7 protein-coding genes are annotated in these 9,446 nt (G+C 76.2%); 4 read left to right on the forward strand and 3 right to left on the reverse strand.

Features of this window, described 5'->3' with window-relative positions; genetic code table 11:
* Positions 1–24: 24 nt before the first annotated feature.
* On the reverse strand, positions 25–888 hold the full coding sequence (locus tag WIS52_RS29530) for an alpha/beta hydrolase (RefSeq protein WP_349301697.1): 864 nt from the start codon (positions 886–888) through the stop codon (positions 25–27).
* Complete coding sequence (locus WIS52_RS29535; RefSeq protein WP_349301698.1) at positions 885–3,497, reverse strand: carboxypeptidase regulatory-like domain-containing protein; 2,613 nt, start codon at positions 3,495–3,497, stop codon at positions 885–887. Before WIS52_RS29535 ends, WIS52_RS29530 begins: the two co-directional genes overlap by 4 nt.
* A 243-nt stretch (positions 3,498–3,740) precedes the next feature.
* Between WIS52_RS29535 and malQ the strand changes: the two genes are divergently transcribed.
* The gene (malQ, locus tag WIS52_RS29540) at positions 3,741–5,747 is read left to right on the forward strand and encodes a 4-alpha-glucanotransferase (RefSeq protein WP_349301699.1); all 2,007 of its coding nucleotides are present in this window, start codon (positions 3,741–3,743) and stop codon (positions 5,745–5,747) included.
* 19 nt (positions 5,748–5,766) lie between these two features.
* Positions 5,767–6,639: a 2-keto-4-pentenoate hydratase gene (locus tag WIS52_RS29545; protein WP_349301700.1), complete on the forward strand. Its 873-nt coding sequence runs from the start codon at positions 5,767–5,769 to the stop codon at positions 6,637–6,639.
* Between the two features lie 22 nt (positions 6,640–6,661).
* Here the strand turns inward: WIS52_RS29545 and WIS52_RS29550 are convergent, their stop codons facing one another.
* Complete coding sequence (locus WIS52_RS29550) at positions 6,662–7,540, reverse strand: diacylglycerol/lipid kinase family protein (protein ID WP_349301701.1); 879 nt, start codon at positions 7,538–7,540, stop codon at positions 6,662–6,664.
* A 68-nt stretch (positions 7,541–7,608) separates the two neighbouring features.
* Here WIS52_RS29550 and WIS52_RS29555 point away from each other — a divergent pair, with 68 nt between their 5' ends.
* The gene (locus tag WIS52_RS29555; protein ID WP_349301702.1) at positions 7,609–7,983 is read left to right on the forward strand and encodes an RNA-binding S4 domain-containing protein; all 375 of its coding nucleotides are present in this window, start codon (positions 7,609–7,611) and stop codon (positions 7,981–7,983) included.
* 11 nt (positions 7,984–7,994) lie between these two features.
* Positions 7,995–9,098 carry a quinone-dependent dihydroorotate dehydrogenase gene (locus tag WIS52_RS29560; RefSeq protein ID WP_349301703.1) on the forward strand — a complete coding sequence of 368 codons (1,104 nt, stop codon included), beginning with the start codon at positions 7,995–7,997 and terminating at the stop codon, positions 9,096–9,098.
* Positions 9,099–9,446 lie beyond the last annotated feature (348 nt).

Here is a 9,446-nt window from a genome sequence, read left to right on the forward strand (position 1 = left end):
GAGACCGCGCGGGTGTGGCGAGGATCAGGTCCGCGTCGCCCGGGTGGCGTCGCGGCGCTGCGCCAGCCACCGGCGCAGGTCGTCGAGCGGGGCCTGCCGGCCCGGCTCGTGGTAGATCTCGTGCCAGAGGCCCTCGTACCAGCGCACGGTGGTGTCCGGGGCCCCGCTGCGCTCGTCGAGGATGCGGGTGCCCGCGGGGTCGGTGAGGCGGTCCGCGGTGCCGTGCTGGATCAGCAGCGGGACCCGCAGCTGGGCCGCCCGGTCCGGCAGGGTGTCCATCTGCGCGTACACCGCGGCCCCCAGCGCGAGGGTCGGTTTCCCGTGGTGGACGAGCGGGTCGGCCCGGTAGTCGGCGACGACGTCGGGATCCGAGCTGATCAGCGAGGTGTCGATGCCGACCGGGCGCACGGTGGGCAGCACCCGCGCGACCAGCGACAGGACCGGGACGAGCGGGGCCGGGACGGTGTCGGAGGCCAGCGCCGGCGCGGAGAGCACGAGGCCGGAGAGCCGGTCCTGGTGGCGCAGCGCGTAGCCGAGCGCGATCTGCCCGCCGAGGCTGTGCCCGAGCAGGAAGACCGGCAGCCCGGGGTGCCGGGACACGACCTCACGCCGGAACGTCTCGAAGTCCTGCAGGAAGTCGTCGTAGCGGCGGACGTGCACCCGGGCGCCACCGGAGCGGCCGTGCCCGCGGTGGTCGAGCCCGTAGACCGCCCAGCCCTCGGGGAGCAGGGCGTCCGACACCGAGCCGTAGCGGCCGGAGTGCTCGCCGATGCCGTGGCTGACCAGCAGGACACCGGTCGGGTCGTGCTCCGGGAGCCGACCCTGCCAGTACAGCTCGATCCCGCCGACGCCGGGTAGCCGGCCGTCCACGTCCGGCCGGCCGGTCACGGCCGTGGCCCGCCCGTGACGTCGTGCGCGACCTCGGCGCCCGCGGTGAGGTCGACGGTCCCGGGCACCTGGGTCCCGTCCAGGTCGACGACGAGCCGGTAGCGGCCGGCGTCGAGATCGTCGATCCGGTACGTGCCGTCCCGGCCGGTACGGGTGTCGGCGACCGGGTCGCCGTCCTGCTCCAGCGCGACGGCCGTGTCGACCGCGGCCGCGCCGGAGGCGGTCCGGATCGTGCCGTGCACCGCCGCCGAACGCCGCAGCACCAGGACGGTCTGTGCGGTCGAGTCCGCGACGGCACACGCCGTGACCCCGGGCCGGAACCCGGCGGTGCCGGCGACGACGACGAACCGGCCTGCTCCGGGCACCGCGACCCGGGCGAGACCGTCGTCGCCGGTCACGGCCGACCCGATGGTGCGGGACGCCCGGTCCCGGACGGTGACCGCCGCGCCGCCCAGCGGCGCCTCGCCCGGACCGAGCACCCGCACCTCGACGTCCTGCGGGGGCGTCCCCGGGACGACCGGGGCGGGCTCGGTGCCGGACCGCCCGAGCCGCAACGTCACGTCGCCCTCGTCCCGGACACCGGCACCGCCTCCGACTCCGTCTCCGCCGACGGCCGGCGCGGTGGCATCGGGCGCGGCGGTGTGCCCCGGGGCGCCGTCGACCGGAGCTCCGGGGGTCTCGGTGTCGAGGGGCTCGACTGCGGGCGTCATGGGTGCGGTCATGTCGCGGGGAGCCTCCATCGGGGGGACCGGGACCTCACCGGTCCCGGTGGACGTGCCGGGGTCGGTCTCGGTGGCGGGGGCGGCGGGGACCGCACGGGCGACCGGCGGGGTGTCGGCCGCGTCCCCGCTCGGCCGGGCCGAGCGGAGCAGCCGGGGCGCCGGACGCGGTGGCGGCTCCGGCGGATCCTGGTCCCGGGCGACACCGCCCGTGGCGGCCAGACCGATCGTCCCCCAGGCGCGCGGCGGTGTGGCGTCCTCCGGCTCCGGCGAGCCGGCCTGCTCGGGAACCCGCCCGATCCAGCCGTGTGTGGCCGCGATCCGGTCCCGGGCCTCGCGGTACTCGCGCTCGGTGTCCGGGGTGGCGGCGGACCGCGATCCGGACCGGTCCGCGGGGACGGCGGTGACCCGCTTGACCAGGTCGGGATCGACCGGGGAGCGGGGGTCGGCACGCGGTGGGGCCGCCGGTCGCACCGAGGCGGCCGGGAGCCCGGGGACGGCGGAGGCACCGCCGGCGTCCGTGCCCTCGCGGGTCCCGGCGGTCTCTGTGGTCTCTGTGGTCTCGGTGGACTCCGCGGTCTCGGCGGACTCCGCGATCTCGGTGCTCGCCGCCGTGTCGGCGCCGGACGCGTGCTCGGGCGCGGCCCCCGCGTGGGTGGTCTCGCCGATCTCCGTGGTGCCGTCGACCGCTCCGGTCGCCGTGCTCTCCTCGTCCGGGGACCCGGTGTCCACGGTCCCGGCGACCCTGGCCGCGCTCTCCGGTGTTCCCGGGACCCCGGATCCCGCGAGCTCGGGGCCCTCGGCCGTCTCGGCCGGGGGCGTCGGTTCGCGGGCCGTGGTGAGTGCGGGTCGCCCTTCCCGCGCGTCCGTAGGCGCCGGGTCCCCGTCCGGCGTGGACGGAGGAGTGGGCGCGGGACGGAGGAGGGATCCGGGCTCCCGCCGGGCCGGCGAACCCGTGCCGCCCGCACCGGTACGCGGGACCGCGCCGATCCCCCGGGCCAGGCCGATGCCCGGGACCGGGCGGATGTCGGGGGCGGAGCTGCTCGGGCCGACCCGGTCGTCGCCGGTGTCGGAGATGCCGGGGTCCCGCCGGACCGGGGAGCGCACCGGCCGCGGGCGCGGCGGCGCCGGACGGTGCCCCGCCGGACCGACCGGCTTGCCGTCCTTGAACCCCCTCGACCACGGTGGACCGACCGGGCCGGTGCTGACGTCCGGGCCGAGCGGCGGCGCCGAGGGCGCGACGGCACCGATCTCGTCGGTGTCCTCCTCGTCGGGATCGGCGGTGTCACCGACCTCGGTGATGTCGGGCGCCGAGGAGATCGTCGGGCCGATGGCCGACCATCTCGGGTCGGTGGCGGGCTCCTGCGCGGGCGGTTCGGACTCCACTGCCCCGGCTCCGGGGGCGCGCCGCGAACCGTCCGGGTCGCCGACGACCGCGCGGCCGGTGGAGCGCTCGGCGGCCGCGTGATCGGAGTCGGGGTCCGCGTCGGCCTCGGCGCGGTCGGAGTCGCGGTCGGCGACGACCGGGTCCGCGCCGTCCGCGCCGCTGCCCGGTCCGGCCGGCGTCACGTCCTCGCTCGTGCCGGTCGACCCGGCTGCCTCCGGCCCGGCTGCCTCCGCCGCGGCCCCGGCGTCCTCCGCGGTGGACGCGGCATGGACGGGACCGGTCTGCTCACCGGCGTCCTCGCCGCCCCGGGGGCTGTCGTCGCCACGACGGCGCCCGTCGTCGAGCCCGCGGGCCCGCCGGTCGACCAGGTCGGCGACGGTGCGCGGCGCCTCGTCGTCCGACGTCGGGTGCTCGTCCCGGTTCCGCCCCCACCGCAGGAACGCTGCGATCCCGACGGCCACCAGCACCACCACCCATAGCCCCAGCAGGGCCAACGTCGACATCTGGGAGATCCTCCTGCCGAACGGACGACGACCGGGCCCCCGCGGTGACGCGATCGGGCTCCGGGACGGTCCGGCACCCGACGGATACACGGTGACCCGTTCGGCGCGTCCGGCGACGCACCGTAGCACCGATCGGCCCCTGACCGGGGTGGGTGAATGATGCCCGCGTGTCGGTCCGGGCGCCCGTCGAACACGCCGGGCACCGGTCGTTCCGGGGCCGCCGGCATCGGTCAGGATCTCCCCATGACCCGCGACCCGGTGGACCCCGAGCTCGCCGAGATCGCCGACGCGCACGGCGTCGCGACCTCCTTCCTGGACGGCACCCGCACCGAGCGGCAGATCGACGCCGCGGTCGTGCGGAACGTCCTCGACCTGCTGGAGATTGACGTCGCGGGCCCGCAGGCGCGCCGGATCGCGCTCGCCGACGTCCGGGAGAAGGCCGCCCGCGGCACACCCCCGCCGACGATCGGGATGCGCTCCGACCGCGCCCGGACGGTCGCCAGCCGGGGACGGCTCACCGCCTCCGACGGCACGGCCGCGGATCGCGAGTGGACGTCCGATGTGGATGGCGAACTGCCGGCCGGACTGGAGCCGGGCCGTTACCTGCTGGAGACCGACGCCGGACGGTCGGCCGTCGTCGTCGCCCCGCCGGCGCTGCCCGACCCGCCCCGCACCTGGGGCTGGATGCTGCAGCTGTACGCACTGCACTCGCGGCGCTCCTGGGGCATCGGCGACCTGGGCGACCTGACCGACCTCGTCCGGAACGCGCACGGCGCGGGTGCGGTGCTGCTCAATCCGCTGCACGCGATCACACCGGTCCCGCCGGTGCAGCCCTCGCCGTACACGCCGTCCTCGCGGCGCTACACCACCCCGCTCGCGCTGCGCGTGACCGACCTGCCCGCCTACGCCGACGCCGACGCCGGGACCCGCGCCGAGGTCGACGCGCTGCGCCCGGAGACGGCCGGGGACCGGATCGGCCACGACCGGGTCTGGGCGGCGAAGCGCTCGGCGCTGGAGGCGTTGTGGCGCAGCGCCGGTCGCCCGGACGGCGACCCGGACCCCGACCTCGCCGCGTTCGCGACGTTCTGCGCGCTCGCCGAGCGGCACGGTGGCCGCTGGTCGCTGTGGCCGGAGGGCCTGCGCCGCCCGGACGGGTCCGGTGTCGCGGCGGCCCGTGCCGAGCTCGCCCCGCGGATCGCGTTCCACGCCTGGGTGCAGCGGCAGGCCCAGGCCCAGCTGGCCGGGGTCCGCGCCGCGGCCCGCGACGCCGGCATGCCCGTCGGCGTCATCCACGATCTCGCCGTCGGGTGCGACCCCGAGGGCGCCGACGCGTGGATGCTGCAGGACGTGCTGGCCCTCGGCGCCACGGTCGGCGCCCCGCCCGACGCGTTCAACCAGCGCGGCCAGACGTGGGGTCTGCCGCCGTGGCGGCCGGACCGCCTGGCGGACACGGGCTACGCCGCGTTCGGGGACATGACGCGCGCGCTGCTCGGGCACGCCGACGGGCTGCGGATCGACCACGTGATGGGGCTGTGGCGGCTGTGGTGGGTGCCGTCCGGCGAGACCGCCGACCGGGGCACCTACGTGCACTACGACGCCGAGGCGATGCTCGCCGTGCTGCTGCTCGAGGCGCACCGGGCCGACGCGCTCGTCGTCGGCGAGGACCTCGGCACGGTGCTGCCGGAGGTCCGCGAGGACATGGCCGAGCGCAACCTGCTGGGGTCGACGGTGCTCTGGTTCTCCCGTGACCCCGACCCGGCCACCGGCGGCGACGACGGACCGCTGCGGCCGCCGTCGCGCTGGCCCGAGCGGTCGGTCGCGACGATCTCCACCCACGACCTCCCGACGGCGACCGGGTTCCTGCGCGGCGAGCACGTCCGGGTCCGGGCAGCGCTCGGCCTGCTCGACGACCCGGACGCCGAGGCGGTCAAGGCCGCCGCCGAGCGCGACGAGCTGGTCGCGCTGCTCGTCGACGAGGGACTGCTGGATCCGGCCGACTCCGGCGACGTCGACACCGTCGTGGTCGCGCTGCACGCGTTGCTGGCCTCGGCCCCGTCCCGGCTGGTGCTGGCCTCGCTGTACGACGTGCTCGACGAGGACCGGCAGCCGAACCTGCCCGGCACCGTGGACGAGTACCCGAACTGGCGGCTCCCGCTGCCGGTCGGGCTGGAGGAGGCTCTGGCGGACGACCGGGTCCGCCGGGTGGCCGAGGTCCTCGCCCGGCGGACCGGTCCGGACGCCACGAGCTGACCTGGCAGGATCCGCACCGATGACACACAGCGACACCGAGAACGGCGCCACCGGAGCGCACGTACCGGCCGACGGCGAGCTGCCCGCCACGGCGGTCGACCTGGTCCGTGCCGACGGCACCGCCGGCGCGCTGTGGCAGGCCTGGACGACGGGCGAGCGGCTCGCCGAGCTCCCCGAGCTGCTGCGCCCGCGCACGCTCGCCGAAGGCTTCACGGCGCAGTCCCGGCTGTCCGAGCGGGCCGGGCCGTCCTATGGCTGGAAGCTCGCCGCCACCGCGGCCGCCGGCCAGGCCCACATCGGGGTGGACGCCCCGCTGCCCGGCCCGCTGTTCGAGCGGTTCCGGCACGCTCCCGGCGACGTCGTCCCGGCGCACGACCTGCACATGGCCGTCGCCGAGGCCGAATTCGCCTTCCGGATGGGTGCCGCGGTCGGACCCGGCGCCTCGGCCGCCGAGCTTCGCGACGCGGTCGCCGCCGTGCACTGCGCCGTCGAGCTGCCCGACTCCCGGTTCGCCGACTTCGCCGTCGCCGGCGCCCCGCAACTGGTGGCCGACGCCGCGTGCGCCGGCCGCTTCGTGCTGGGCCCGGAGATCTCCGGCGCGCTCGACCTGGACCTCGCCGCCACGCCGACGGCGCTGGAGGTCGAACTCCCGGGCGGACACGCCGACCGTGCGATGGGCAGCGGCGCGGCGGTGCTGAGCGACCCGTGGACCGCGCTGGCCTGGCTCGGCGAGGCCCTGCCGCGCTACGGCTCGGGGCTGCGGGCCGGGGACGTCGTCACGACCGGGACGACGACGGTGCCGATGGCGATCCGCCCGGGCGCCCGGGTGCGGGCGACGTTCGGCGACGGCGGGTCGCTGGGCGCCGTCGAGTTCATCCTCGCCGACGTCTGAGCAGAGTGTCGTTCCGCTGCTCTCAGCGCACGACGCGCAGGGCACCCGCCGCACACCGCACACGGACGTCGACGTCGCCGTCGACGTGGTCGATCTCGCCGTCGATCTGCACCGGCATCGGACCGCAGGTGGTGAACCGGAACTCCGAGGTCGCCGGCTGCCGCCCGAGCCCACGCAGCGCGGCCCGCACCGCGATCGCCAGCTGCTTCCACTTCGGACGGTGCTCGAGCAGGATCACCTCGAACCGGCCGTCGTCGGGACGGCTGCCCTCGCTCAGCTCGGCGAACTTCGCCATCTCGCCGATGTTGGCGAACACCAGGTTGTCGACCCGGCGCCGCCCCCCGGTCGCGAACTCGATCTCGAACGGGGTGAAGGCCCAGAACGAGCGGAGCGTCGAGGCCACCTCCCGCAGCGTCCCCTTGCCGCCCTCCTCGATCTGCAGCGCGACGACGGGCGTGAGGCCGAATCCGATGTAGGAGTGCGCGTAGTGCGGCGGGCCGTCCCCCCGGTGCATCTCGAGCAGGTCGAACCGTTCGGTGCGCCCGTCGAGGATCGCCTCCCCGAGCGGACGGTGCGTGGTGACCCGGTCGTGGTCGTTCGCGTTCCCGGCCGCGAGCACGGCCGCGGCCGCTCCGGTGCCGGGCACGTCCATGATCCCGTTGACGACCTCGTTGTAGCCGCCGTCGCCGCTGGCCGAGACGATCAGCGGTCGTCCGCTGCCGGCTGCGGCCTCGCGGGCGATGTCCCGGGCGTGCCCCGCGTACTCGGTGGGACGCAACGTGACCGGCAGCTCCGGGCGGGTGCCCGCGAGCTCGTCGCGGAGCCGGTGCGCGAGGGTCCCCGCGTCACCGGTGCTGCCCGGGTTGAACACAACCAGGACGGAGTCGATCGGTTCGGCCACGCGCACACCGTAGCCAGTGATGGTCTTGCGGGCCGCACGTCGCCCCGGACGGGTGGCACGATGACGGGATGGACGCGACCCGGGTCGACCGCTGGTTGTGGTCGGTACGCCTCGCGAAGACGCGGGCGGACGCCGCGACCGCCTGCCGTGGCGGGCACGTACGGATCAACGACCGTCCCGCGAAACCGGCCGCCCTGGTCCGGATCGGTGACCGGGTGCGGGCCCGGGTGCACGACCGGAACCGGATCGTCGAGGTCACCCGGGTCATCGAGAAGCGGGTCGGGGCCCCGATCGCCCAGGAGTGCTACGTCGACCACACGCCCGTCGAGCCCACCGGTCCGGGTGCGCCGGTGTACGCGCGGCGGGAGCGCGGTGCCGGTCGCCCGACCAAGCGGGACCGGCGGCAGCTGGACCAGCTGGGACTGTCCCGACGCACCCTGTGAGGATGGGGTCCATGTACGACGCCCTGTTCGACCGCGTGCTGCGGCACATCCCGTCCGAGCCGGCGCACCGGATGGGGTTCGGCGTCGTCCGCGCGCTCGGGGGCACCTCGGCACTGGGCATCCGGGTCGCCGACCGGCTGGTGCCGACCGACCCGGTGCTCCGGACGCGCGCACTCGGCCTCGAGTTCACCGGACCGCTGGGCGTCGCGGCCGGGTTCGACAAGAACGCCGAGGGCGTCGTCGCGCTGGGCCGGCTCGGCTTCGGCGCCGTCGAGATCGGCACCGTCACCGGCCGAGGCCAGCCGGGCAACCCCAAGCCGCGCATGTTCCGGCTCACCGAGGACCGTGCCCTGATCAACCGCATGGGGTTCAACAACGACGGCGCGGGTGCCGTCGCGCCCCGGCTCGCCACGTTGCGCACCCGCGAGGTGCCCGGGATGCCGGTGCTGGGGGTCAACATCGGCAAGAGCAAGGCCGTGCCGCCCGAGGACGCCGCCGCCGACTACCGCGCCAGTGCCGCCGCCCTCGGCCCGTACGCCGACTACGTGGTCGTCAACGTGAGCTCGCCGAACACCCCGGGGCTGCGGGACCTGCAGCAGGTCGACGTGCTGGAGCCGCTGCTGCTCGCGGTGCGCGACGAGCTCGACCGCGTCACCGGGCAGCGTCGTGTCCCGCTGCTCGTGAAGATCACCGTCGACCTCGCGCCCGACGACGTCGACGCCGTCGCCGAGCTGGCCGTGCGGCTCGGGCTGGACGGTGTGGTCGCGACCAACACCACCGTCGCCCGGGACGCTCTGCGCACCGGCGCGGACACGGTCGCCGCGGCGGGGGCCGGCGGGCTCTCGGGTCGTCCACTCCGGACGGCCGCGCTCGATGTGACGCGCCGCCTGCGTTCCCGGCTGACCGACCGCCAGGTCGTCGTCTCGGTCGGCGGCATCGAGGACGCCGCGGAGGCCTACCGCCGGATCCGGGCGGGCGCCGCGCTCGTGCAGGCGTACACCGGGTTCGTCTACGGCGGCCTGCTCTGGCCCTCACGCCTGCACCGGGAGCTGGCCGCCCTGCTGCGCGCCGACGGCTTCTCCTCCGTCGACGACGCCGTCGGCGCCGACCTCTGACCGACGCACCGACGTGCCCGGTCCGGACCCCGACGGGCACCGCCGCTTCCGTCGCCGTGAGCGACGACCCCAGCCGTGACCCTCGCCGGGCCCGCACCGAGTAGCGCCGGTCGGAGCTGCCGGCCGCCTCGATGTCCGGGCAGTGCGCCGGCCGGGGAGGTCCCCGGCGCTGTCCGCTCACGCCCGACAGCCCTGGTGAACCCTTCGTGCGCCTACCCCGAACGCAGAAAACGCCCCCGGACTACAAGTCCGGGGGCGTCTCTGATCTTTCACGTTGAATGTCGGCGGCGACCTACTCTCCCACACCCTGTCGAGTGCAGTACCATCGGCGCAGGAAGGCTTAGCTAC

It is taken from the genome of Pseudonocardia nematodicida (genome assembly GCF_040105385.1).
GTDB lineage: Bacteria > Actinomycetota > Actinomycetes > Mycobacteriales > Pseudonocardiaceae > Pseudonocardia > Pseudonocardia nematodicida.